Annotated in this window: 30 protein-coding genes; 19 read left to right on the forward strand and 11 right to left on the reverse strand. The window is 47.2% G+C overall.

What is annotated here, in order from left to right:
• Positions 1 to 11: 11 nt before the first annotated feature.
• From rpsE to rplQ, 11 genes are all read left to right on the forward strand, one after another.
• The gene (rpsE, locus tag ACFQNF_RS02600) at positions 12 to 527 is read left to right on the forward strand and encodes a 30S ribosomal protein S5 (RefSeq protein WP_046351572.1); all 516 of its coding nucleotides are present in this window, start codon (positions 12 to 14) and stop codon (positions 525 to 527) included.
• Positions 524 to 709, forward strand: a complete 186-nt coding sequence (gene rpmD, locus ACFQNF_RS02605) for a 50S ribosomal protein L30 (protein WP_046351573.1) — start codon at positions 524 to 526, stop codon at positions 707 to 709. Before rpsE ends, rpmD begins: the two co-directional genes overlap by 4 nt.
• Positions 710 to 1,144 carry a 50S ribosomal protein L15 gene (gene rplO / locus ACFQNF_RS02610; protein ID WP_046351574.1) on the forward strand — a complete coding sequence of 145 codons (435 nt, stop codon included), beginning with the start codon at positions 710 to 712 and terminating at the stop codon, positions 1,142 to 1,144.
• A 26-nt stretch (positions 1,145 to 1,170) separates the two neighbouring features.
• Positions 1,171 to 2,475 carry a preprotein translocase subunit SecY gene (gene secY / locus ACFQNF_RS02615; protein WP_046351575.1) on the forward strand — a complete coding sequence of 435 codons (1,305 nt, stop codon included), beginning with the start codon at positions 1,171 to 1,173 and terminating at the stop codon, positions 2,473 to 2,475.
• 12 nt (positions 2,476 to 2,487) lie between these two features.
• Positions 2,488 to 2,706 carry a translation initiation factor IF-1 gene (infA, locus tag ACFQNF_RS02620; RefSeq protein WP_046351576.1) on the forward strand — a complete coding sequence of 73 codons (219 nt, stop codon included), beginning with the start codon at positions 2,488 to 2,490 and terminating at the stop codon, positions 2,704 to 2,706.
• A 35-nt stretch (positions 2,707 to 2,741) separates the two neighbouring features.
• Positions 2,742 to 2,855 (forward strand): 50S ribosomal protein L36, encoded by a 114-nt coding sequence (gene rpmJ / locus ACFQNF_RS02625; RefSeq protein ID WP_046351577.1) that lies wholly within the window; start codon positions 2,742 to 2,744, stop codon positions 2,853 to 2,855.
• A 64-nt stretch (positions 2,856 to 2,919) separates the two neighbouring features.
• Positions 2,920 to 3,282, forward strand: coding sequence for a 30S ribosomal protein S13 (gene rpsM, locus ACFQNF_RS02630; RefSeq protein ID WP_046351578.1), 363 nt, complete (start codon positions 2,920 to 2,922; stop codon positions 3,280 to 3,282).
• Between the two features lie 16 nt (positions 3,283 to 3,298).
• Complete coding sequence (gene rpsK / locus ACFQNF_RS02635; protein WP_046351579.1) at positions 3,299 to 3,691, forward strand: 30S ribosomal protein S11; 393 nt, start codon at positions 3,299 to 3,301, stop codon at positions 3,689 to 3,691.
• A 14-nt stretch (positions 3,692 to 3,705) separates the two neighbouring features.
• Entirely contained in the window at positions 3,706 to 4,338 is a 633-nt protein-coding gene (rpsD, locus tag ACFQNF_RS02640) for a 30S ribosomal protein S4 (protein WP_046351580.1), read from the forward strand.
• A 34-nt stretch (positions 4,339 to 4,372) separates the two neighbouring features.
• Complete coding sequence (locus ACFQNF_RS02645; protein ID WP_046351581.1) at positions 4,373 to 5,356, forward strand: DNA-directed RNA polymerase subunit alpha; 984 nt, start codon at positions 4,373 to 4,375, stop codon at positions 5,354 to 5,356.
• Positions 5,357 to 5,380: 24 nt separating this feature from the next.
• Positions 5,381 to 5,770, forward strand: coding sequence for a 50S ribosomal protein L17 (rplQ, locus tag ACFQNF_RS02650; protein ID WP_046351582.1), 390 nt, complete (start codon positions 5,381 to 5,383; stop codon positions 5,768 to 5,770).
• A gap of 76 nt (positions 5,771 to 5,846) precedes the next feature.
• Here rplQ and ACFQNF_RS02655 read toward each other — a convergent pair whose 3' ends face one another.
• Positions 5,847 to 6,737 carry an HDOD domain-containing protein gene (locus tag ACFQNF_RS02655; RefSeq protein ID WP_380185872.1) on the reverse strand — a complete coding sequence of 297 codons (891 nt, stop codon included), beginning with the start codon at positions 6,735 to 6,737 and terminating at the stop codon, positions 5,847 to 5,849.
• A 54-nt stretch (positions 6,738 to 6,791) separates the two neighbouring features.
• Here ACFQNF_RS02655 and ACFQNF_RS02660 point away from each other — a divergent pair, with 54 nt between their 5' ends.
• Positions 6,792 to 7,613, forward strand: coding sequence for a symmetrical bis(5'-nucleosyl)-tetraphosphatase (locus ACFQNF_RS02660; RefSeq protein WP_380185873.1), 822 nt, complete (start codon positions 6,792 to 6,794; stop codon positions 7,611 to 7,613).
• Here ACFQNF_RS02660 and ACFQNF_RS02665 read toward each other — a convergent pair.
• The 10 genes from ACFQNF_RS02665 to ACFQNF_RS02710 all read right to left on the reverse strand — a co-directional run bounded on the left by ACFQNF_RS02665 (position 7,595) and on the right by ACFQNF_RS02710 (position 17,000).
• Positions 7,595 to 8,368: a lysophospholipid acyltransferase family protein gene (locus ACFQNF_RS02665; protein WP_380185874.1), complete on the reverse strand. Its 774-nt coding sequence runs from the start codon at positions 8,366 to 8,368 to the stop codon at positions 7,595 to 7,597. The genes ACFQNF_RS02660 and ACFQNF_RS02665 overlap by 19 nt on opposite strands.
• An 85-nt stretch (positions 8,369 to 8,453) precedes the next feature.
• A complete protein-coding gene (locus ACFQNF_RS02670; RefSeq protein ID WP_380185876.1) occupies positions 8,454 to 9,197 on the reverse strand; it encodes a GNAT family N-acetyltransferase in 744 nt (247 codons plus the stop codon).
• A gap of 90 nt (positions 9,198 to 9,287) precedes the next feature.
• Entirely contained in the window at positions 9,288 to 9,479 is a 192-nt protein-coding gene (locus tag ACFQNF_RS02675; protein ID WP_380185877.1) for a DNA gyrase inhibitor YacG, read from the reverse strand.
• Positions 9,476 to 10,234: a cell division protein ZapD gene (gene zapD, locus ACFQNF_RS02680; RefSeq protein WP_380185879.1), complete on the reverse strand. Its 759-nt coding sequence runs from the start codon at positions 10,232 to 10,234 to the stop codon at positions 9,476 to 9,478. The genes ACFQNF_RS02675 and zapD overlap by 4 nt, the downstream gene beginning before the upstream one ends.
• Before the next feature lie 60 nt (positions 10,235 to 10,294).
• Entirely contained in the window at positions 10,295 to 10,906 is a 612-nt protein-coding gene (coaE, locus tag ACFQNF_RS02685) for a dephospho-CoA kinase (RefSeq protein WP_380185881.1), read from the reverse strand.
• Positions 10,907 to 10,920: 14 nt separating this feature from the next.
• Positions 10,921 to 11,790 (reverse strand): prepilin peptidase, encoded by an 870-nt coding sequence (locus tag ACFQNF_RS02690; protein ID WP_380185882.1) that lies wholly within the window; start codon positions 11,788 to 11,790, stop codon positions 10,921 to 10,923.
• Complete coding sequence (locus ACFQNF_RS02695) at positions 11,790 to 13,013, reverse strand: type II secretion system F family protein (RefSeq protein WP_380185884.1); 1,224 nt, start codon at positions 13,011 to 13,013, stop codon at positions 11,790 to 11,792. The genes ACFQNF_RS02690 and ACFQNF_RS02695 overlap by 1 nt, the downstream gene beginning before the upstream one ends.
• Positions 13,014 to 13,031: 18 nt before the next feature.
• Positions 13,032 to 14,741 (reverse strand): type IV-A pilus assembly ATPase PilB, encoded by a 1,710-nt coding sequence (gene pilB / locus ACFQNF_RS02700; RefSeq protein WP_380185886.1) that lies wholly within the window; start codon positions 14,739 to 14,741, stop codon positions 13,032 to 13,034.
• Positions 14,742 to 14,842: 101 nt separating this feature from the next.
• Positions 14,843 to 16,105, reverse strand: coding sequence for an HlyC/CorC family transporter (locus ACFQNF_RS02705; protein ID WP_380185888.1), 1,263 nt, complete (start codon positions 16,103 to 16,105; stop codon positions 14,843 to 14,845).
• 46 nt (positions 16,106 to 16,151) lie between these two features.
• Positions 16,152 to 17,000: a cytochrome C assembly family protein gene (locus tag ACFQNF_RS02710; protein WP_380185889.1), complete on the reverse strand. Its 849-nt coding sequence runs from the start codon at positions 16,998 to 17,000 to the stop codon at positions 16,152 to 16,154.
• Positions 17,001 to 17,056: 56 nt separating this feature from the next.
• Between ACFQNF_RS02710 and ffh the strand changes: the two genes are divergently transcribed.
• The 7 genes from ffh (at position 17,057) to xerD (ending at position 22,133) form a co-directional block, all read left to right on the forward strand.
• Positions 17,057 to 18,409, forward strand: a complete 1,353-nt coding sequence (gene ffh, locus ACFQNF_RS02715; RefSeq protein WP_380185891.1) for a signal recognition particle protein — start codon at positions 17,057 to 17,059, stop codon at positions 18,407 to 18,409.
• A gap of 242 nt (positions 18,410 to 18,651) precedes the next feature.
• Positions 18,652 to 18,912, forward strand: a complete 261-nt coding sequence (gene rpsP, locus ACFQNF_RS02720; RefSeq protein WP_046351593.1) for a 30S ribosomal protein S16 — start codon at positions 18,652 to 18,654, stop codon at positions 18,910 to 18,912.
• Positions 18,913 to 18,926: 14 nt separating this feature from the next.
• Positions 18,927 to 19,454, forward strand: a complete 528-nt coding sequence (rimM, locus tag ACFQNF_RS02725; RefSeq protein WP_380185893.1) for a ribosome maturation factor RimM — start codon at positions 18,927 to 18,929, stop codon at positions 19,452 to 19,454.
• A 22-nt stretch (positions 19,455 to 19,476) separates the two neighbouring features.
• A complete protein-coding gene (trmD, locus tag ACFQNF_RS02730) occupies positions 19,477 to 20,235 on the forward strand; it encodes a tRNA (guanosine(37)-N1)-methyltransferase TrmD (RefSeq protein ID WP_465262200.1) in 759 nt (252 codons plus the stop codon).
• Between the two features lie 40 nt (positions 20,236 to 20,275).
• Positions 20,276 to 20,659 (forward strand): 50S ribosomal protein L19, encoded by a 384-nt coding sequence (gene rplS, locus ACFQNF_RS02735; RefSeq protein ID WP_046351595.1) that lies wholly within the window; start codon positions 20,276 to 20,278, stop codon positions 20,657 to 20,659.
• A 74-nt stretch (positions 20,660 to 20,733) separates the two neighbouring features.
• On the forward strand, positions 20,734 to 21,219 hold the full coding sequence (locus ACFQNF_RS02740) for a methylated-DNA--[protein]-cysteine S-methyltransferase (protein ID WP_380185895.1): 486 nt from the start codon (positions 20,734 to 20,736) through the stop codon (positions 21,217 to 21,219).
• Positions 21,216 to 22,133 carry a site-specific tyrosine recombinase XerD gene (gene xerD, locus ACFQNF_RS02745; protein ID WP_380185897.1) on the forward strand — a complete coding sequence of 306 codons (918 nt, stop codon included), beginning with the start codon at positions 21,216 to 21,218 and terminating at the stop codon, positions 22,131 to 22,133. The genes ACFQNF_RS02740 and xerD overlap by 4 nt, the downstream gene beginning before the upstream one ends.
• The last annotated feature ends 4 nt before the right edge of the window (positions 22,134 to 22,137 follow it).

A 22,137-nucleotide genomic window follows, 5' to 3' on the forward strand; every position in this document is an offset into this window, starting at 1 on the left:
GAGTTGATATAATGGCTAAGAACGATATGGAAGAACGCGGCGACGGCCTTCGTGAAAAGATGGTCGCTGTAAATCGCGTTACCAAGGTCGTCAAGGGTGGTCGTATCCTTGGTTTTGCCGCACTGACAGTAGTTGGTGATGGTGATGGCGGCGTTGGTATGGGTAAGGGCAAATCGAAAGAAGTGCCTGTAGCCGTACAAAAAGCAATGGAAGAAGCCCGTCGTAAATTGCAAAAAGTTACTTTGCGCAATGGTACGATTCACCACACAGTATTTGGTAAACATGGCGCTACTACAGTGTTCATGCAACCCGCTGCAGATGGTAAGGGTATTATTGCTGGTGGTCCAATGCGTGCTGTGTTCGAAGTTATGGGTATCCATAATATTTCGGCTAAGTGCCATGGTTCTACTAACCCGTACAACATCGTACGTGCAACTTTAGATGGTCTTTCCAAGCTTCATACGCCAGCAGATATTGCTGCGAAGCGTGGTAAGTCTGTTGAAGAGATTCTGGGAGCGGCTAAATGAGCGACTCTAAGAAATTCAAAGTAACTTTGGTTAAAAGTCTGATTGGACGCCTGGAAGCTCACAAGGCATGCGCCCGTGGCTTAGGTCTCCGTCGTCTTAATAGTAGCTCTGAAGTGATCGATACCCCGGAAAATCGTGGTATGGCTAACAAGATTAGCTACCTACTGAAGGTGGAAGGCTAAATGGAACTTAATAACCTGAAACCAGCTGCTGGTTCTACTCACGCTAAGCGTCGTGTAGGCCGCGGTATTGGCTCTGGCTTAGGCAAAACGTCTGGTCGTGGTCACAAAGGTCAGAAATCGCGTACTGGTGGTTTCCATAAAGTCGGTTTTGAAGGTGGTCAAATGCCTTTGCAACGCCGTCTGCCAAAACGTGGTTTTGTTTCACTCACACGTGGTGATACCGCTGAAGTTCGTTTGTCGGACATCAACGATTTGCCATTGAGTGAAATTACCTTTGAAGCACTGCTTCAAGCTGGTGTGGTATCTCAGCATGCTCTGCGCGGGAAAGTTGTACTTTCCGGCACTATTGAGCGTGCAGTTGTACTTAAGGGCTTGGCTGTAACTAAGGGTGCCCGTGCTGCTATTGAAGCAGCTGGCGGCAGCATCACCGAGTAATTCGGTAAACTGAGGATAAGGCAGTAATGGCAAATCCCGCTCTGGCTAGTTCTGCAAACAAGTTTGCGGATCTTAAACGCCGGATTTGGTTCCTCATCGGGGCGTTGATCGTATATCGAATCGGCGCACACATCCCGGTGCCAGGCATCAATCCAGCTGAACTGGCAAAATTGTTTGAGTCGTCGCAAACCGGTTTATTGAACATGTTCAATATGTTTTCCGGTGGTGCTCTCTCTCGCTTTACCGTGTTCGCTATCGGGATCATGCCTTACATCTCGGCATCGATTATTTTACAGCTCGCTGCCGAGGTGCTGCCATCTCTGAAGCAGATGAAAAAAGAGGGAGAAGCAGGCCGTCGTAAGATTACGCAATATACGCGTTATGCGACGCTGCTTCTTGCTACTGCACAGAGCTTTGGTATTGCAATGATGCTGTTCAAGCAGCCGAATTTGGTGGTTGTAGCACAAGCTCAGTTTGTGTTTACTACTGTCGTGACGCTGGTGACTGGCACCATGTTCCTGATGTGGTTAGGTGAGCAGATCACCGAGCGAGGTATCGGCAACGGTATTTCAATCTTGATCTGTTCTGGTATTGCTTCCGGTCTGCCATCGGCGATCGGTAAGACATTATCACTGGCTAATCAGGGCGCTTTACCTATCTTGCTTGTGTTGTTTCTCTTTGTTGGTGTTGTGTTGTTAACTGCTGCGGTTGTGTTTGTTGAACGCGGCCAACGCAAAGTCCCTATTCATTATGCGAAACGTCAAGTTGGCAATCGCATGATGCAGGCACAAAGCACACACCTTCCACTGAAACTGAATATGGCGGGCGTGATCCCTCCGATTTTTGCTTCTTCGATTATCTTGTTCCCTGCGACATTACTGTCGTGGACCGGCAATAGCGATAAATTGTCTTGGCTTAAATCGATCGGTGACATGCTGCATCCTGGTCAGCCGCTCTATGTGCTGTTGTATGCGACTGCGATCATTTTCTTCTGCTACTTCTATACTGCATTGGTCTTCAATCCGAAGGAAACTGCAGATAATCTGAAGAAAAGCGGAGCAATGATTCCGGGTTACCGCCCGGGAGACCACACTGCGAAATACATCGAAAAATTGATTTTAAAACTCACATTAATCGGTGCTGTTTATATTACGGTAATCTGCTTGATTCCGGAGTTTTTGATCCTGAAGTGGAATGTTCCATTCTATTTTGGCGGTACTTCTCTGTTGATTCTTGTAGTCGTAACAATGGACTTTATGTCGCAGATGCAGTCTTACGTGCTCTCACATCAGTACGAGAGTCTGCTCAAGAAAGCTAACTTCAAGGGCTAGGCGTAACAGGCTATGGCGAAAGACGAAGTCATTCAGATGCAGGGCGAAGTCCTAGAAACGTTGCCAAATGCAACGTTCAAGGTCAAGCTCGAAAACGGACATGTGGTTCTTGGTCATATTTCTGGTAAGATGCGGATGCATTACATCCGTATCCTGCCTGGAGATAAGGTCACAGTGGAGTTGACTCCCTATGACCTGACTAAGGCTCGCATTGTATTCCGGGCCAAGTAATAGCCCGGATTTAATTTTGATCGAAAGGAAAGACGATGAGAGTTCAAGCGTCGGTCAAGAAAATTTGCCGCAATTGTAAAATCGTACGCCGCAACCGTGTTGTGCGTGTGATTTGCACCGACCCGCGGCACAAGCAGCGCCAAGGCTGATTGTTGCGACAATCAGTTTCTGGTGTTAACATGCAAAGCTTTTTGAACCTGGGGTAAGAAAAGTATGGCCCGTATTGCTGGGGTTAATATCCCGAATCATCAGCATACTGTGATCGGCCTTCAGGCTATTTTCGGTATTGGTCGCACCCGCGCCTATGCCGTCTGCGCAGCTACAAGCGTAGAGCCTACAAAAAAGGTTAAAGATCTCAGCGATGCTGAATTAGATCTGCTGCGTGAAGAACTTGGCAAGTATGTTGTCGAGGGTGATTTGCGCCGCGAAGTGACCATGAGCATCAAGCGTCTTATGGACCTTGGTTGCTACCGTGGTTTCCGTCACCGCAGAGGACTTCCGTGCCGCGGTCAGCGTACTCGTACCAATGCGCGTACTCGCAAGGGTCCGCGTAAGTCCATCGCTGGCAAGAAGTAATCCAAGGAATTAAAGAATGGCTAAAGCAAACACAGTACGTGTACGGAAGAAAGTCAAAAAGAGTGTGTCTGAAGGTGTTGTGCACGTGCACGCATCTTTCAATAACACAATCATAACCATCACTGATCGCCAAGGGAATGCACTGTCTTGGGCTACCTCGGGCGGTGCTGGTTTTAAAGGCTCTCGGAAAAGTACACCTTTTGCAGCTCAAGTAGCTGCAGAGGCTGCTGGTAAAGTTGCCCAAGAATACGGTGTAAAGAACCTCGAAGTTCGTATCAAGGGTCCGGGTCCGGGTCGTGAGTCCGCTGTGCGTGCATTGAACGCTCTCGGCTTCAAGATCACGAGCATTTCGGATGTTACGCCGATTCCGCATAACGGTTGTCGTCCGCCGAAGAAGCGTCGTATCTAATCCCGGAGTAAGTTATGGCTCGTTATATTGGACCCAAGTGCAAACTTGCACGTCGTGAGGGTACGGATCTTTTCCTGAAGAGCGCTCGTCGTTCTTTGGATAGTAAGTGCAAATTAGAACAAGCTCCTGGTCAGCACGGTGTGAGTGGCGGTAAAAAGCCATCACGTCTATCTGATTACGGCGTTCATTTGCGTGAAAAACAAAAGATCCGTCGCATTTACGGCGTATTGGAACGTCAGTTCCGTCGTTATTTTGAAGAAGCTAGCCGTCGTAAGGGCTCAACAGGCGAAAACCTGCTGAAGCTTCTTGAGTGTCGTCTCGATAACGTTGTATATCGTATGGGTTTTGGCTCTACACGTGCTGAAGCTCGTCAACTTGTTTCCCACAAAGCTATTGTGGTAAACGGTAGTGTTGTGAATATTCCTTCCTACTTGGTTAAAGCTGGCGACGTTGTTTCCGTTCGTGATAAGTCGAAAACTCAGGCACGTATCCAAGAAGCAGTTTCCTTGGCTGAGGGTATCGGTTTTCCGAGCTGGGTACAGGTAGATTCTAAGAAGCTTGAAGGCGTGTTTAAAAACATGCCAGAGCGTTCTGATCTGTCCAGCGACATCAACGAAGCGCTGGTTGTGGAATTCTACTCCAAGTAATATTCTGACCCGGCTAGCCAAGGGATACTGACTTATGCAAATCAACGCGAATGAGTTGCTCAAGCCGCGCATCATTGATGTGCAGGCTTTAAACGCTGCCCAGGCGAAAGTCGTGATGGAGCCGTTCGAGCGCGGTTACGGCCATACGCTCGGCAATGCTCTACGCCGCATTCTTCTTTCATCGATGTCTGGTTTTGCACCGACTGAAGTGAAAATTGAAGGGGTGGTTCACGAGTATTCCGCACTGGATGGCGTACAGGAAGATGTAGTCGATATCTTGCTGAACCTCAAAGGCGTTGTGCTCAAGCTGCATGGTCGGGACTCGGTCGTTCTCACCCTCTCAAAAGAGGGTGAGGGCGTCGTTAAAGCGTCCGATATTCAGCTGTCACACGATGTTGAGGTGATCAATCCAGATCATGTGATTGCCCATCTGTCTGCTGGTGGCAAGCTTAATATGGAAATTACGGTTGAAAAAGGTCGCGGCTATCAGCCTGCACCTAACCGTCTTGCTAAAGATGAAAACCGTACTATCGGTAACATCATGCTTGACGCGTCTTTCAGCCCGATTCGCCGTGTTAGCTACCACGTAGAAAGCGCACGTGTAGAGCAACGTACTGATCTTGATCGTTTGATTATTGACATTGAAACCAATGGCGTAATTGAACCTGAAGAAGCTGTGCGTCAGGCTGCACGTATGCTAATTGACCAGCTCGCCGTGTTCGCTGATCTTGAAGGCACTCCCGTAGAGGAAGAGCAACCACAGGCACCGCAGATCGATCCGATTCTGTTGCGTCCGGTTGATGACCTCGAACTGACTGTCCGTTCGGCTAACTGCCTGAAGGCAGAGAACATTTATTATATCGGCGACCTGATCCAGCGTACCGAGACTGAGCTTTTGAAGGCACCTAATCTTGGGCGTAAATCGCTTAATGAGATCAAGGAAGTTCTTGCCTCTAAAGGCCTCTCGCTGGGCATGCGCCTTGAAAACTGGCCGCCTGCTGGCTTAGAAAAGCCGTAATAGCGGGCAAAAGGAAATCGACAAATGCGTCACCGTCAATCTAATCGCAAATTAAATCGCACGACAAGTCACCGTCTGGCGATGTTGCGCAATCTTGCGAATTCGTTGCTCCGTCACGAAGTCATCAAGACCACTTTACCTAAAGCAAAAGAGCTGCGCCGTGTTGCAGAGCCTTTGATCACTTTGGGTAAAAAGCCTTCGCTTGCGAACCGCCGTCTGGCGTTCAATCGCACTCGCGATCGCGATATGGTGGTTAAGTTGTTCGACGTGCTGGGCCCGCGTTATGCTGCCCGTAATGGTGGCTACCTTCGTATTCTGAAGTGCGGTTTCCGTCAAGGCGACAATGCTCCTATGGCATTTGTTGAACTTGTAGATCGTCCGGAAGAAGCGGAAGTGGTTGAAGCAGCTGAGTAATCAGTTGTTTTTCAGCTATTCGTTGTAATGTAAAAAAGCCAGCCGCAAGGTTGGCTTTTTTATTTTCTCCAGTATTTTATTGCTGTGGTATTTGTGATGCCACAGGTAAAACAGAAAACCAGCTCCATTCATGAGCGGCTTTGATCATTACATTTCGAACCAAGGCATAGGCATGATCACCATCACAGCTCAGTAGGTCGGCAATATTCTGGTAGTCATCTGGAAGTGCAGGGTCTTGCCAGTGATGAACAAGGTGGCGGGCAGTTGATGTCGCAATGGTCACTGTTCTGACTCTGGCCTCATCAATATGGCGCTCATCCATTAAATGAGTGAGTAAAGCCGGCAAGTGCCAGTGTTGTGCTAATGCTGTTTGCAGTTCATTGTTGGTAAAGCCGAGGATTAATTTTTGCGCGTCATGACTTCTGCTGCCAGGATGGCGCTGTATATGAAGTGCAATTTGTTGTGCAAGCTCAGGAGCGATCAGCCAGAGTAAAATTTCAGCAAGATCGTGTAATAAAGAAGCTGTAATTACTTCGACTGGGTCTACATCATGGCGTTGCCCACCTAAGCTTTCAGCAATTCTCGCTGCCAGATAGGAGCGGGATATGATTTTCTTTATGCTAATCAGCGCGCTGGGGCTCTGATGTAGGGTGTTTTCAATAGCAGGCATCGTGCTAAATTCACGGAAAAAACCAGCCATTCCTATCATTAAAAGAACATGATCCACTGTGTTTACATCGCTCGTTTGGACTGCACGCCGATGTTCTTGCTGAAATCGTATTAATCTGAGCGTGAGCAACGGATCATGTCGTATGAGCTGTGACAGGTCTCTGATGCTGATGTCATCAATTTTGGATTTCAAATGCGTCATTTGATCCAAGGTATACTGCATGGCGGGGATTTCTATATTACTTAGTTTAATGAGCCAGTCGTTAAGGCTGGGTTTTATATGAAGGGCCATGGTCATTAATCTGCTGGATCAGTAGTAATGTTTTCATTTTAGCTGCTAAATGGATGAGTTATGTCACGATATGCAATTGGCGATATTCAAGGGTGTTTTACAGAGCTAATGGCCGTAGTAGATAGCATGGCTTTTAATCCTCTTTGCGATGAGCTTTATCTTGTTGGTGATTTGGTTAATCGTGGGCCTGCATCACTTGAAACACTTCGCTGGGCGGCACATACCAAGGGTGTGTCACTGGTGCTTGGGAATCATGACTTGCATCTATTAGCCATGGCAGCTGGAATCGCTCAGGCAAAGCCAGGGGACACTTTGCAGGGGGTGCTTGATGCTCCTGATGGAGACGCGCTTATTTTCTGGCTGCGGCAGCAACCTTTGTTGATTGATCTGAGTGATGTTTTAATTGTGCATGCTGGTATTAGCCCAGGCTGGTCGCTTGAAACGGCTAAGACTGCCGCTTGTGAGGTAGAGCGGGCATTGCGTGGTGAAAAATGGAAAGATTTTATGGCGGTGATGTACGGCAATCAACCCGTTGATTGGGCGGAGAGTATGAGTGCTGAAGATCGAATGCGTTTCACGGTAAATTGTTTAACACGAATGCGGTTTGTGACTACGGATGGTTCGCTGCAATTTAAGTATAAAGGCGAGCGCGATCAAGCCCCAGCAGGGATTAAACCATGGTTTGATATTGCAGCTCGTTTGCCTTTAAACCGTCGTATTGTTTGCGGGCATTGGTCAGCACTTGGTTTGATGTTGCGAGATGACGTGTGGGCACTAGATACGGGGTGTGTATGGGGTGGCGCATTAACTGGAGTGTGCTTAGATAGTGGGCGGCTTTACCAAGTTGCTGCCCGCAGTCAGTATCAGGCGTTATTTGATTGAGGATTGAGTGCATGGTGAGCCGTGCATATTCTGGCTTCAATAAATTGAGTTAATATGCGCCGGTTTTTATGGTCAGTCGGAAACGGGGCCAAAAAGTTAATTTCTGCATGCAATGAGCGTGTGCCTAAAATTCGCCATACAGATTGTGCAATCGACATATCGCCAATATAGGTCGCAGCGTCGGAGTGCTTGCCATCTTCATCGGTGTAGCGCAGGTAAACAGGTTGAATTGTTGCATTCCCATCGATTGCTGCTTGCAATAATGATGATCGAAATGGCAAAAGCTGCCGCCCACAGCCCGTAGTGCCTTCAGGAAAAACGGTAACACAGTGCCCTTCACTTAAAGCAGCCACGATGGCATCGTTAACGCGGGCAGTGTCTCTTTTTCGCTCTCTTTCAATAAAAAGCGTGCCAGTACCAATGCACAGGCGACCAATAATTGGCCAGGACCTCAGCTCGGATTTGGCTACAAATCTTGAAACAGTCACCGAATCCAGAATAAAAATATCCAGCCACGAAATGTGATTGGCTAACAGCATATGCTGTTCTGGATACTTGCCGGGCCCAATGCCTTGGACACGCAAACTAACACCTAGAATCAGGGTTAATTGCTTTGACCACGTCTGAATATAGTCCACCCGTTCTGCCAGCGACCAGCGCGGAAAGCGGAATGTAACTTTAAACAAACCTTTGGCAAAATGGATGATTAAGCGGCATAGGCGACTAAGACGTAGGCATAACAATGGAGTGCGCATGCAGCTAAAATTCTGTAGGAAAATTCGTAATGCTGTGAGTTTAGCTGTTTCTTGCTCGTTGGGCCAACTCCCTTGTGTGTGAAGATCACCGCATGAAGTGTCTGGCATAACGCATATCTAAGTTTTGCATTGGCAAGATAATGAAAAGGTCTGCGGTATTGAAGTCTGGGTCCCATGCGGGTTCGCCGCAAATGAGTGCACCGGCGCGAAGATAACCTTTAATCAAAGGCGGTACTTCAGTTTCTAGGCGTTGGTTCAGTGTTGAGATGGGCAGGGGGCAGCGAGGAAAAACACGCCATTCAACGGGGGCTAGTTTGTCTTTGGCAAGCTTGTGATAAAGACTAGCAGCTACGTGGCCACCATCAGCAATAGAGACGCTGGCGCAACCTATTAGGTAGTTGTATTGGTTCTTGCTCATATATTCGGCAAGACCTGCCCAGAGCAGGGTGATTGTGGCGCCAGAGCGATAGTCTGGGTGTACACAAGAGCGGCCAATTTCAACCAATTGCTCGCGTAAATGCCCTAGTCTGGTGAGATCAAATTCCGTATCTGAGTAGTAGCTACCCAGCTTTCGTGCCTGATGTGGGGGAAGGATGCGGTAGGTGCCGACGACTTCGCCGGTTTCATCATCTTGGACCAGTAAATGGTCGCAGTAAGCGTCGAACAGATCACGATCAATGCCTGGCTCACGGCATACAATACGTGCGCCCATTTCTTCAACGAACACTCGGTATCGTAAAGCTTGTGCTGCACGGATTAACTCATCATTGTCAGCAATACATACAGAGAGTTTACGTTTTCGGCTGGGGGTAATCTGAGTTTGAAGCATTGGTTTCCTCCTGAGTAAGAGGAAACTTAAAGCTTGCAGATGACGCTGCGATGACGGTGAGATGAAGCTGAAGTGACAGAAGAAAAAGAGTTAATGTGGGGGGGCGTCTAAATCCTGGCTGCTGCCGGGCGCTGCCGGAATATTGTATTCTTCATTGGCCCAACGGCCTAAATCGATCAATTTGCAGCGTTCAGAGCAAAAAGGGCGGCTCGGGTTTTCTGTGGAATATGTATGTTGTTTTCCACAGCTTGGGCATTTGGTTTGAAATGTGGGTGTATTCATAAATTACAGTAGCCAAGGCCAAAGTCGACATCTGTATCGACAACCTTAGCGCGTTCTCCACTGGTTGAGGGCACCACAAAACGGATATTAATCGCATAGCGGTTAGCTGATAGCTCGGGCACAGCCGCCAAATGGGCAGGCAAGCTCACTCTTAATAGTTGTACTGTTTTTCCGCCTGACATCTGCTGGAAATTACCATTTTTTGCGGTGTAATTATTCTCGCGCATGCTGTCTCGCAGTAAGCGAAGCACAATGTCTAATCCATGTTTGATAGGCAGTAAAGGATTAAACCAGCCATCAATGTCTACTCTGCGGTATTCAGCAGTTTGTTGCTGCCAATAGTGGTAAGAAGGCAAATCAAAGGCACATGCACCACCTGGAATAGTGACACGTTGTTTAATCGCCATTAGCCACTCATTTTCTCGCAATGCCTGACCAAACTTGCCTGTCATATTTAGCATTTTGCAGTGCGTTTCCTCAATGTCGATTAAGACCCGTTCCAGTGCATCTTCTGATATTTGCGGATTATTGCGTAGTGCAGATAAAGCTTGTCGTTGGCGTTCTAATTCTTGCAGTAAATCTGATTTCATATCCGCACGCCCAGCGACTTCCATGATTTCGAAAATACCGAGCAAGGCCGCATGATGGTCTGTTGCAGAGTCGCGCCCCACATACTGAATGGTGCGGTTGTATAGGTGCTCGAGCCGCAAAAGGGTGCGAATGCGCTCGTTAATAGGGAATTCGTAGCTAATCACGATGCGTCTAACCGGCGAAGATATTCGATTTTGCAGCAAAAAATGGTTTATGAAAATCAATTACGTAAACCGACATGTTGGATCCTGATATCGCTGGTGAAGTGAACTAACGCTGGATTGTAAATGAGCAAGAGTGCTTACATTCAAAATAATATCATTGGCGAGTTGTATTCGCTCGGCTCTTGGGTGTTGATTGGCAATAATCGCTTCAATTTCTGTATTTTTTAAGCCACTGCGTGCGCCTACTCGCTCAATTTGCTGCTTAATGGAGCAATCGACCAGCAGACTCCGATCAATAGTATTGGCATAGGTGTTCGTTTCAAATAATAAAGGGACAACTAATAGTGCATAGGGAGTATGGGTGGGTAACTGATCCAGCCTTTGCATTACAATATTTTTGATCATGGGATGAAAAATATTTTCTAGCTTGGTTTTTGCTTCTGTATTTGTATAAATGTGTTCACGCATCCGTGCTCGTTTGAGTGAACCATCTTTTTCTATGAAATCCTGACCAAACTCTTGAGCAATTTGCACTAGCGCTGGAGAAGGCGGCTGACTTAGGGCGTGAGCAATCTCGTCGGTATCAATGACAGGAACACCTAGCTCTGCAAAAAGCTTGGCAACAGTTGATTTGCCGCTGCCTATCCCTCCAGTAAGGCCAATAATGCGCATGCCATCTGCTCGCATTAAGTAGCCACACCACTAAAAAGAAGCTGTTGTAGCGAGCCGCCAATCAGTAATGTAAGCCAGCCTGCAATTCCAAGGTAAGGCCCAAAAGGCATGGGTTTTCCCATTCCACGCTTAGCAAGTATGGCAAGAGCAATACCGATTACTGCACCGCTGATTGAAGATAGCAAAATAATACTTGGCAAAGCTTGCCACCCAAACCAAGCGCCCAATGCGGCAAGTAGCTTAAAGTCGCCGTAACCCATGCCTTCTTTGCCTGTGGCGAGCTTAAAGAGCCAGTACACAGCCCATAGCACTAAATAGCCGGCGATTGCACCGATGACCGCTTGGTCGAGGGGAACAAATAGGTTATTTAAGTTAAACAGCAGACCAAGCCAGAGCAGCGGGAGTGTGATGCTATCAGGTAATAGATAGGTATCAGCATCAATAAAGACCAGTGCAATTAAAGCCCATGTCAGCATGATTGCAGCAATTGCGGCAATTGTAACGCCAAAATGTAAGCCGGCAATGGTTGTGAGTGTTGCACAAAGCAGCTCAACCATCGGGTAGCGAGGGCTAATCTGCGTTTCACATGCTTTGCAACGTCCTCGTAAAACCAAATAACTGATCACCGGGATATTCTCTAGTGCCCCAATGGCATGGCCGCAACTCGGGCAGGCGGAACGTGGAACGACTAAGTTGTAGGTGGTGCTAGGTGGAGTAATGGCATCGATTGGGGCATCAATAAGCTGACATTCTTGCCTGAATTGATGCTCCATCATTTTGGGGATACGGTGAATAACGACATTCAAAAAACTGCCCACTAATAAACCCAGTACGAATAAAAACCCGCCAAATATGGCGGGGTTATCCAAAAACAACTCAATCATTAACCCACAACCTCGCCCATTTTGAAAATTGGTAAGTACATTGCAACGACCAAGCCACCAATGAGCGTACCCAATACCACCATGATAACCGGCTCCATCAGGCTGGATAATGCTTCAACCGCATTATCTACTTCTTCTTCGTAGTAATCGGCTACTTTGCTGAGCATTGAATCTAATGCACCGGATTCTTCACCAATTGCAACCATTTGCATCACCATATTGGGGAACATATTGGTGCTTTGCATAGCTAAAGTTAAGCTGGTACCGGTGCTTACTTCGGTTTGAATTTTCTTGGTCGCCAGTTTGTAGAGATAATTACCTGCAGCTCCACCAACCGAATCAAGCGATTCGACTAAAGGGACGCCCGCTGCAAACATGGTCGCCAAGGTACGGCACCAGCGAGCAATTGTGGCATCCAGCATGATTTTGCCAATAATCGGAATTTTAAGCAGCAAGCGATCCATGACAATTTGAATGGCTTCGGATTTTTTCCATGCTTTTAAAAAGCCCCAAATTCCGCCGAATATCCCACCAAATATGAGCCACCAGTAAGTGACAAATACATCAGAAATAGCCATAACCACCAGTGTTGGAGTCGGTAAATTAGCCCCGAAACTGGAAAATAGCTCTTTAAACGCAGGAATCACAAAAATCATAATCACGGCAGTAATCACAAATGCCGCCACAATAACGGCAGTAGGATAAAACAGCGCGGACTTGATTTTTTTCTTAACACCCAGCGTTTTTTCTTTATATGTGGCAAGCCGGGCTAGTAAGGCATCTAAAATACCGGCTTGCTCACCCGCCTGAATTAGATTGCAATACAGAGCATCAAATTCATTGGGGTGCTTTCTAAACGCTTGCGTGAGAGAAGATCCCGTTTCAATATCATTTTTGATATCCATTAGCAACTTGGTTACTGATGGATTGCTGTGGCCTTTGGCAACAATATCAAAAGAAGTGAGTAGTGGCACGCCGGATTTAAGCATGGTGGCTAATTGCCGGGTAAACATGGTGATGTCTTCGTCGGTAATTCTCTTGCTCGAACCCATCCGTTGTTTTTTTACTTTCAGTACATTAATGCCTTGGCGGCGAAGCGTGTTTTTAACCACATGCTCGCCACTGGCCCGTACTTCGCCTTTGACAATCTTGCCACCGCGATCTTTACCTTCCCAGATAAAAGTAAACTCTTTTACTTTAAGTGCTTTGGGTGCTAGAGCCATGACGCCCCTCTTTGGATTTTATTCATTGGTAACAGCCATGATCTCTTCTAATGAGGTTAGCCCTTGTTTTACTTTACGTAAGCCAGAGCCTCGTAAATCACGTACGCCATCGCGTTTTGCTTGGTCTGCAATATCAATTGCATTGCCATTGGTCATAATAATGCGGTTCATTGCATCGGTAATTGGCATCACTTGGTAGATACCGACCCGACCCTTATAGCCAGAGCCCTTGCAAATATCGCAACCAACGGGCTTGTAAGGGCTCCATGTACCATCAAGATCTTCTTCTGCAAAACCTGCATCCAGTAAAGCCTGATGAGGAATATCAATCGGTGCTTTGCAGCTACACAGCTTTCTGGCTAAGCGCTGTGCGGTAATTAAAATAACGGATGACGCAATATTAAAGGGAGCAATTCCCATATTGAGCATCCGTGTGAGCGTAGTGGGGGCATCGTTGGTGTGCAAGGTAGAGAACACCATATGCCCAGTTTGCGCGGCCTTAATGGAAATATCTGCCGTGCCTAAGTCGCGAATCTCTCCCACCATGATGATGTCGGGATCCTGGCGTAAGAAAGCTTTCAGAGCGACAGCAAAAGTAAGCCCAGATTTTTCGTTTACATTCACCTGATTAACACCGGGCAAGTTAATTTCACAAGGATCTTCAGCGGTAGAGATATTAATCCCCGGCTGGTTCAGGATATTCAAGCAAGTGTAAAGAGAAACTGTTTTGCCTGAGCCGGTTGGCCCTGTAACCAAAATCATGCCATACGGCCGCTGGATGGCTTCCAGCAAGATTTCTTTTTGGTCCGGATCGTAACCCAGTGCATCAATCCCTAGGGTGGCTGAGGAAGGATCTAAAATCCGCATACAAATTTTCTCGCCATGCATGGTTGGCATGGTGGAAACCCGGAAGTCGATGGCCCGGCTTTTGGACAGAACCAATTTCATCCGACCATCTTGTGGAACACGCTTCTCAGAAATATCGAGCTTGGAAATAACTTTAATGCGTGAGGCCAGCTTGTCTTTGATCGCTAGCGGAGGCTGTGCTACTTCTCGTAGCACACCATCAAGGCGATAGCGGATACGGAAAAACTTTTCGTAAGGCTCAAAGTGAATATCGGAAACACCCGCATTAATGGCGTCGAGCAGAATCTTTTGCAGGTATTTAACGATGGGGGCGTCATCGACCTCCATGGCCGCCGCTTCATTCTGGCTTGCCTCTTCCTCGCCACCACCCATGTCTAAATCAACATCATCCAGCGCCATACTGCTTAAGTTGGCTCCTGTGGATTCGACGATTTTTTCAAGCAAGGAAACGAGCTTGCTGTCTTCGACAACCAGAGGCTGGACTTGCAGGCCGGTTTGAAAGCGAACTTCTTCCAATGCCTGCAAATTAGTGATGTCTGAAAGACCGATAAACAGCTTCGTGCCCCGTTTAAAGAGCGGCACAATGCGCTGGATCAACATTACTTTATTGTCCAAAACCCCTTGAGGTATATAGCTTGGATCAATATGGTCAAGATCGAGCAGGGGGTAGCCAAAAGCTTGCGACGAGAATTCAGCAACGTCCCTCGCAGTCATTTTACGACTGCGAATGAGTTGCTCAATAAAGGGCGTTTTGCTGCTGGTTGCCGTAGATTGTAAAGCTTCAGCGTCTGCTTCAATTAATCTACCGTGCTGAACAAGCAGGCGGGCAAGACCAGATACAGGTGAGTTAAGTGCTGACATGGTCTTCTAGTTTGTAATCAAAAAAGTGAGCGGTATTGCCTTACACATTCAGTTTAGCAAATACCTTTTAACCTTGCGCTTTCTTTCCTTTTAAAACACAACTAAATGTCTTGTGCGTAAAGGCGAATGACGCGAATACTACGATCCTGTGTTTGCACGATTTCAATTCGTTGCCCCGACAAAACTAGGCAAGTGCCCGCATCGGGGATATCTTCGAAATGCTCAAGTATGAGTCCATTTAATGTTTTAGGCCCATCCACAGGAAATGTTAAGCGTAATTTTCTATTTAGATCTCGTAAGCTGGACGCGCCATCAAGTAAGACGCTGCCGTCGGGCTGGCGTAATACTTTAGCTCCTTGAGCAGGGGAGTTGCTTGTGAATTCGCCGACAACTTGCTCAAGGATGTCTTCTAGTGTCACGAGTCCTTGCATTTCGCCATATTCATCAACTACAACCGCCATTCTTCGCTTATTTTCTTGAAAGTTTTGTAGCTGAGTAAAAAGGGGCGTGCTTGATGGAATAAAATAAGGGGGCCGCATCATTTCACGCAGCCGGGTCTGATCTACTTCGTCTTCCCTTAACGATAAAATTTTCCGAATATGTAAAATGCCAATAATATTGTCTGGATTAACGGCATAAACAGGAAGCCGTGTGTGATGACAGGTTACGATTTGCTTGCGGATTTCATCCGTTGGTCCGTCTAAATCGATGCTTTCAATTTGATGGCGCGGTGTCATTACGTCATCAACGGTAATGCTGGCCAGCTCAAATAAATTAAGCAAAATAGTGTGGTGTTTTTTTTCCATATAGCGCCCAGACTCTAAAACTAAAAGGCGTAATTCTTCGGGCGATAAGGCATGTTGATTTTCTTGGTTTTTTTTAAGGCGTAATGTTTTAATCAAAGCACTTACAAATAAATTGACTAGCCACACTGCAGGATAGAGCAGGCGCAGAAGAATAAGTAATGGAAAAGATGCTGTATATGCAAACTGCTCTGCATAGTTGGCAGCCAGTACTTTGGGGGTGGCTTCAGAGAAAATAAGTATGGCAAAGGCAACCAGCAAGGTAGCGGTGCCAAGAGCAAAGTCATTCCCGGTAAAAAGTCGGTTTGCAATCAGTGTAGATAAGGTTGCCGATGCGGTGTTGATTAGTGTATTGCCAATTAAAATAACGGATAGCAGCTTGTCTGTTTGTGTGAGTAGCTTTTGAGTACGTGAGGCAGCAAGATGACCTTGGCGTGCTTTGCTGGCTATTTTGTAGCGGTTGACCGCCATCATTGCCGTTTCTGCGCCGGAGAAAAAAGCGGAAGTGGCTAAGCACAATGCAAGAGCAAGATAAAGGTAGGATAAAGAAGTCTGTTCCAAGGTCGTTGTGATGCCCGTAATTTACAAAGGAGTGAGCCGCTCTGTTTTAAAAAGGGCGGTGCAGTAGCGCTTCAAGAACAAAACGGCTGCCTATATAGCCGAGGAATAGCAAGCTAAAGCCAAAGAGTGTCCAGTTGGCGGCAAAACGCCCTCGCCAACCATGCTTCCATCTTCCAAAAAGTAAGGTGCCAAATACCAGCCATGCTGCAATAGACAGGATCACTTTGTGTGAAAATACCAGCCCATGCCCAAATACTTTCTCCGCAAAAAAGATGCCGGAGAGGAGTGCTAAAGTCAGTAAAATAAAGCCTAAATGTACGCAAGCAAACATAAGTCGCTCAAGCGTCATGATGGGCGGAAGGGTGCGAATGAGAGAGCTTGCCTTGGCTTGATGTAAATTTCTATCAGCAAAACGCATTAGAATGGCCACTCCTGCCGCATTGAGCAGCATGCCATGCGCAAACATTGCTAATAAAAAGTGCCCACGGGATAGTGTATTTAGGGGGTAGGTAATTGGGTGGCCTTGCGGAAGCAGTTGAGATATAAATAAAAATATCGCAGCAATACCAAGCATGGGAGGTTGAAGCCCATCCATTTTCCAGAAAAGTTGCCCGCTTAAATAAATGCATAGCGTGGCAAAGGCGCTGAGTGATAATGCTTCCGCTGCACCGAAGTGAAGGGTGCTTGACCAGAGTAGCTGCGGAAAAAGTGCTGAAGCGTGCAGGGCCAGCCCGCAGATTAAGATAAATTGCTCTAATGCGGGGCTTAGCGGGCTCTTAGGGCGAGACAAAGCCAGTCGGCTACGGCAGAAATGCCAGCCAAGTAAAAGATAAATGGTTAAAGCCAGTAGCGCTAAATAAGTCGCCGGGCTAACTTCAGGTAAAATGGTCATCATATAAGTCTATCAGAGCGAGGTCCCTCTTGGGGGCAGTCGCCAAGCAAAGGATACTCATGTTTGAAAATCTTTCTAGTCGTCTTTCAGGTGTTGTCAAAAATCTGCGTGGTCAGTCTCGCCTGACTGAGGACAATATTCAAGATGCAATGCGTGAAGTGCGCATGGCATTGCTTGAGGCCGATGTTGCTTTGCCGGTGGTTAAGCAGTTTATTGCTGATGTTAAAGCACGTGCACAAGGCAAAGAGGTGATTGGTAGCCTTACACCGGGTCAAGCTGTAATTGGTGTTGTACATGAGGAATTAACCAAGTTAATGGGTGCGCAAAATGACGCGCTGAATTTGGCTGCTGTTCCACCTGCCGTGATTTTAATGGCTGGATTGCAAGGCGCAGGTAAGACAACAACATCGGGTAAGTTAGCAAAATTACTCAAAGAAACGCAAAAGAAAAAAGTTTTACTGGTCTCTACAGACGTTTATCGCCCTGCTGCGATTGAGCAGTTAAAAATGCTGGCTGGGCAATTAGAGGTGGAGTGGTTTCCTTCTGATGTCGGGCAAAAGCCGGTTGATATTGCGCTCGCTGCTCATGATTACGCGAAAAAACATTTCCATGATGTCCTGATTGTCGATACCGCAGGCCGTTTGGCGATTGATGAAGCCTTGATGGCTGAAATTAAAGCGCTGCATGAGGCGGTTAATCCTGTTGAAACCTTGTTTGTGGTTGATGCTATGCAGGGGCAGGATGCGGTTAATACGGCGAAAGCTTTTAATGAAGCACTCCCTTTAACAGGGGTGGTTCTTACCAAAATGGATGGCGATTCACGTGGTGGTGCCGCATTGTCGGTGCGGCATATTACGGGTAAGCCGATTAAGTTTTTGGGTACGGGTGAGAAGCTAACAGGGTTAGAGCCATTTCACCCTGATCGAATGGCTGGCCGTATTTTGGGCATGGGCGATGTGCTTTCCTTGATTGAAGACGTACAAAATAGCGTCGATCAGGAAGAAGCACTTAAAATGATGAAAAAAGTTAAATCCGGCAAAGGGTTTGACTTGGAAGATTTTAAAACACAAATCCAGCAAATGAAAAAAATGGGTGGGATGAGTGCTTTGATGGATAAGTTGCCAGGGCAAGTAAGCCAAATGGCCAATAGCCAGGTTACTGACAAATCTGTGGCACGCATCGAAGGTATTATTAACTCGATGACACCAGAAGAGCGCCGCAAGCCCGAGTTACTCAAAGCCAGCCGCAAACGTCGTATTGCGGCTGGTGCAGGTGTGCAGGTACAAGAAGTTAACCGATTACTTAAGCAGTTTGAAGAAACACAAAAAATGATGAAGCAGTTTTCTAAGGGTGGCATGTCTAAATTAATGCGTGGCATGAGCGGCATGAAGGGAATGCTGCCTGGCATGTGATCAAATAGGTCTGTGCTTTCTGTTGTGCGACACTTGCAGGATAAGCCTGTCGTTTCTAAGGCTCAGCTTCCTTTTGATGCTGTTTTTTAAAATATTCGAACCTGACCGGCTGCCGAATATCACGTTAGGCTTTACAACGTGATTGTTTTTGCTGTACTTTTGCCGGTTATTCTTGCGGGGTTTGGTGTTTTGTTTCATAATCGAACCCCTTTAAATTAATCTCCATTATTGGGTTTAATGCCATGGTTGTTATTCGTCTTTCCCGCGGCGGTGCTAAAAACCGTCCGTTTTACAATGTTGTTGTAACCGACTCCCGTAATCGTCGTGATGGTCGCTTTGTTGAGCGTCTTGGCTTTTACAACCCTCTCGCCAAAGATGGTGAAGAAGGCGTGCGTTTAGCAATGGATCGCGTAAGCTACTGGGTTGGTGTTGGTGCGCAAGCTTCTGACTCCGTTGCCAAGCTGCTGAAAAACTACAAGCCAGCTGCTGTTGCTGCTGCTTGATTCAAGCCGTGACTATGCAAAAGCGGGCTTCGCTGCCGGTGCCTGATGATCTTTTGATCATGGGCTATGTAAGTGGGGCTTTTGGTGTACATGGCTGGATCAACTTGGTTGGTGATACCGAAGATGCCGATAGTCTTTTTGACTACGACACTTGGTGGATCGGCCGTGATGGTCAATGGCAAGCTTATACGCTTGTAGAAGGTCAGGTTCACACAAAGAAACTAGCAGCTCAGCTTGAAGGTGTTAATGATCGCGATGCGGCATTTGCGCTAAAGAGTTGTAAAATTGCTGTTTCCCGTAGCCTATTGCCAGCCCCTGCAAGTGATGAATACTACTGGGTCGATTTAATCGGCTTGGATGTTATCAATTTGCAAGGTGAGAAGCTTGGTGTTGTGGATAACTTGTTTGAAACCGGTGCTAACGATGTGATTGTTGTGAAAGATGGCCAGACCGAGCGTCTGCTACCTTTTGTGGCTCATGTTGTGCTCAAGGTTGATCTTGCTGCTAAAACAATTTCTGTGGATTGGGGCCTTGATTACTAAGGCTGAAGTGCACCACTTCGATGTGGTTACTTTGTTTCCAGAGATGTTTGAGGCAATTACCCGCTACGGTATTACCCGGCGGGCGGTTGAATTAGGTCTTTTCGGACTAAGCAGCTGGAATCCACGTGATTTCACCGTAGACAAACATCGTACTGTGGACGACCGGCCTTATGGTGGTGGCCCCGGTATGGTGATGTTGCCAGAGCCGCTGGAAAGTGCGCTTGAAGCAGCTAAAAATAGGCAGCGTGAAGCCGGTGTTGCTACAACGCATACCGTCTATTTATCTCCCCAAGGGGCGGCATTAACGCATGATAAGGTCTTAGAGCTGGCTCAAAAGCCGGGTTTGGTCTTGTTATGTGGTCGTTACGAAGGTGTTGATGAGCGTTTGCTGGATCGTCAGATCGACGAGGAAATCTCGGTCGGCGATTATGTGCTCTCAGGTGGAGAGTTGCCTGCAATGGTTTTGATGGATGCCATCATTCGCCAATTGCCGGGTGTACTTAATACTGCAGCGAGTGCAGAAGAAGATTCATTTGTGGATGGGTTGCTGGATTGCCCGCATTATACCCGTCCCGAAAATTATCTAGGTATGAGCGTACCGGAAGTCTTACTTTCAGGAAACCATGCACTGATACGGCGCTGGCGCTTAAAACAGTCTTTAGGTCGTACGCTACTGCGCAGACCTGACTTGTTGAAAAAGCGACAGCTATCAAAAGAGGAAGCTCGTCTTCTGGCCGAATTTAAGGCGGATCTGGCGATGAGCCAAGATCAGGTGGTTTGACCACCTTTGAAGGAACAAGCTTCACATTGGAGTAATACCCATGAATTTGATTCAACAACTTGAGCAAGAAGAAATCGCTCGCTTAGCTAAGACTATTCCTGAATTCGCCCCTGGCGATACCGTGATCGTTCAGGTCAAGGTTAAGGAAGGTACACGTGAGCGTCTGCAGGCTTATGAAGGCGTTGTGATTGCTAAGCGTAATCGCGGCCTGAATAGCTCCTTTATCGTGCGTAAAATTTCCGCCGGTATGGGTGTTGAGCGTACTTTCCAAACTTACTCTCCACTGGTGGCTGGTATTGAAGTGAAGCGTCGCGGCGATGTACGTCGTGCTAAGCTTTATTACCTCCGTGATCGTTCAGGCAAGTCTGCACGTATCAAGGAAAAGTTGCCAGCTCGTAAGGTTGTTGCAAAAGCTGCTGCTTAATTTATTTAAGCAATACAGTATTCAAACGCGGGCCCAGTGCCCGCGTTTTCGTTTCCATAACATCTGGGTTTGTTATGCGTATCGAAAGTACAGATTCTTATGCTGTTATCTCTAGCCCTGTTGGCCATTTAGGGCTTGCTGAGCGCGATGAGCACCTCGTTTTAGTCGAATTTCTCCCAAAGTCTTTACCTTTGCAGCTGGCAATAAGTCCTTTGCTGCAGCATGTTGCACGTCAGTTGGAGGCCTATTTCCAAAATCCAAGCTTTACTTTTGACTTGCCTTGGGCCTTATCGGTAAGTGAGCATCAAAAGAAAGTGCTGGCCGAAATTGCGGCGATTCCTGTTGGTCAGTTGCAAACCTATGCAGATATTTCTAAGCGTATCCATTCTAGTCCTCGCGCCGTAGGGGGGGCTTGTGGACGAAATCCTTTGCCATTACTGATTCCGTGTCATCGGGTTGTGGCTGCGACAGGTTTAGGTGGGTTTAATGCAGGTCGCCATGGCGTAGATTGGTTGCCTATTAAGCGCTGGTTGCTAAGCCATGAGGGTGTTGAGGTATGAATCAAGGCAATGAGCAGTTGGTTTTGATTGACGAGTTTTTAGATGCAGTCTGGCTGAGTGATCAGCTGTCTAAGAATACGATTGATAGCTATCGGCGTGATTTATTAATCTGGGCGAATTGGTTGGCATTAGAGCGGCGTTGCGATTTACTTGCTGCAGATCGTGAATGTGTGCAGGCTTTTTTGGCTAGGCAAGCGCGGGATATGAAAGCTGCAACACTGGCTAGACGCATGGCTAGCTTGCGAAAATTTTATCGGCACTGGATTTTATCTGGGCAAGCGATTTTTGATCCAACTGCAGAGCTGACTGCGCCTAAGCGTGTACGACCTTTGCCCAAGGCGCTGGACGAAGATCGGATAGAGGCACTTTTGCTTGCTCCTGAGCTGGATCAGGCCGGTGGTCTACGAGATCGGGCAATGCTGGAGCTCATGTATGCGACAGGCTTACGCGTCTCTGAGTTGGTGACCCTTCCTTTGGGCCAAATAAAGTTACGTGAACGCTATGTGCAGATTTTGGCGGGTAAGGGCGGTAAACAGCGCTTGGTGCCCATGGGGGAGGTGGCAGCCGATTGGTTGGAGCAATATTTAGCTCGTTCTCGCCCGGCTTTAGTAGGTATTCACCAAGTGGCTGAGGCGTTTGTGAATCAGCGTGGCAGGCCGCTTACTCGACAAGGGTTTTGGTACATTATCAAGCAGTATGCTGCTGCTGCAGGAATAGAGGCCAGTCACCTAAGCCCGCACGTTTTGCGGCACGCATTTGCAACACATTTGTTGAATCACGGTGCTGATTTGCGTGTTGTGCAAATGTTATTGGGGCACGCAGATATTACGACGACTCAAATTTATACACACGTAGCAACGGCACGTTTAAAATCGTTGCATAAAGAGCACCACCCTCGTGGTTCTCGTTCATAAGAAC

It is taken from the genome of Iodobacter arcticus, from assembly GCF_042664895.1.
In the GTDB taxonomy this organism is placed as follows: Bacteria; Pseudomonadota; Gammaproteobacteria; order Burkholderiales; family Chitinibacteraceae; genus Iodobacter; species Iodobacter arcticus.

Coding starts and splice junctions, on each gene's coding strand:
- rpsM (WP_046351578.1), top strand. CDS start 2,920: ATGGCCCGTATTGCTGGGGTTAATATCCCGAATCATCAGCATACTGTG.
- rimM (WP_380185893.1), top strand. CDS start 18,927: ATGCAAAAGCGGGCTTCGCTGCCGGTGCCTGATGATCTTTTGATCATG.
- ACFQNF_RS02675 (WP_380185877.1), bottom strand. CDS start 9,479: ATGAATACACCCACATTTCAAACCAAATGCCCAAGCTGTGGAAAACAA.
- ACFQNF_RS02670 (WP_380185876.1), bottom strand. CDS start 9,197: ATGCTTCAAACTCAGATTACCCCCAGCCGAAAACGTAAACTCTCTGTA.
- xerD (WP_380185897.1), top strand. CDS start 21,216: ATGAATCAAGGCAATGAGCAGTTGGTTTTGATTGACGAGTTTTTAGAT.
- rpmJ (WP_046351577.1), top strand. CDS start 2,742: ATGAGAGTTCAAGCGTCGGTCAAGAAAATTTGCCGCAATTGTAAAATC.
- ACFQNF_RS02690 (WP_380185882.1), bottom strand. CDS start 11,790: ATGATTGAGTTGTTTTTGGATAACCCCGCCATATTTGGCGGGTTTTTA.
- rpsD (WP_046351580.1), top strand. CDS start 3,706: ATGGCTCGTTATATTGGACCCAAGTGCAAACTTGCACGTCGTGAGGGT.
- ACFQNF_RS02710 (WP_380185889.1), bottom strand. CDS start 17,000: ATGATGACCATTTTACCTGAAGTTAGCCCGGCGACTTATTTAGCGCTA.
- ACFQNF_RS02645 (WP_046351581.1), top strand. CDS start 4,373: ATGCAAATCAACGCGAATGAGTTGCTCAAGCCGCGCATCATTGATGTG.
- ffh (WP_380185891.1), top strand. CDS start 17,057: ATGTTTGAAAATCTTTCTAGTCGTCTTTCAGGTGTTGTCAAAAATCTG.
- pilB (WP_380185886.1), bottom strand. CDS start 14,741: ATGTCAGCACTTAACTCACCTGTATCTGGTCTTGCCCGCCTGCTTGTT.
- rpsK (WP_046351579.1), top strand. CDS start 3,299: ATGGCTAAAGCAAACACAGTACGTGTACGGAAGAAAGTCAAAAAGAGT.
- rpsP (WP_046351593.1), top strand. CDS start 18,652: ATGGTTGTTATTCGTCTTTCCCGCGGCGGTGCTAAAAACCGTCCGTTT.
- coaE (WP_380185881.1), bottom strand. CDS start 10,906: ATGCGCATTATTGGCCTTACTGGAGGGATAGGCAGCGGCAAATCAACT.
- ACFQNF_RS02660 (WP_380185873.1), top strand. CDS start 6,792: ATGTCACGATATGCAATTGGCGATATTCAAGGGTGTTTTACAGAGCTA.
- ACFQNF_RS02655 (WP_380185872.1), bottom strand. CDS start 6,737: ATGACCATGGCCCTTCATATAAAACCCAGCCTTAACGACTGGCTCATT.
- rpsE (WP_046351572.1), top strand. CDS start 12: ATGGCTAAGAACGATATGGAAGAACGCGGCGACGGCCTTCGTGAAAAG.
- ACFQNF_RS02665 (WP_380185874.1), bottom strand. CDS start 8,368: ATGCGCACTCCATTGTTATGCCTACGTCTTAGTCGCCTATGCCGCTTA.
- rplQ (WP_046351582.1), top strand. CDS start 5,381: ATGCGTCACCGTCAATCTAATCGCAAATTAAATCGCACGACAAGTCAC.
- infA (WP_046351576.1), top strand. CDS start 2,488: ATGGCGAAAGACGAAGTCATTCAGATGCAGGGCGAAGTCCTAGAAACG.
- ACFQNF_RS02695 (WP_380185884.1), bottom strand. CDS start 13,013: ATGGCTCTAGCACCCAAAGCACTTAAAGTAAAAGAGTTTACTTTTATC.
- rplS (WP_046351595.1), top strand. CDS start 20,276: ATGAATTTGATTCAACAACTTGAGCAAGAAGAAATCGCTCGCTTAGCT.
- ACFQNF_RS02740 (WP_380185895.1), top strand. CDS start 20,734: ATGCGTATCGAAAGTACAGATTCTTATGCTGTTATCTCTAGCCCTGTT.
- rplO (WP_046351574.1), top strand. CDS start 710: ATGGAACTTAATAACCTGAAACCAGCTGCTGGTTCTACTCACGCTAAG.
- rpmD (WP_046351573.1), top strand. CDS start 524: ATGAGCGACTCTAAGAAATTCAAAGTAACTTTGGTTAAAAGTCTGATT.
- secY (WP_046351575.1), top strand. CDS start 1,171: ATGGCAAATCCCGCTCTGGCTAGTTCTGCAAACAAGTTTGCGGATCTT.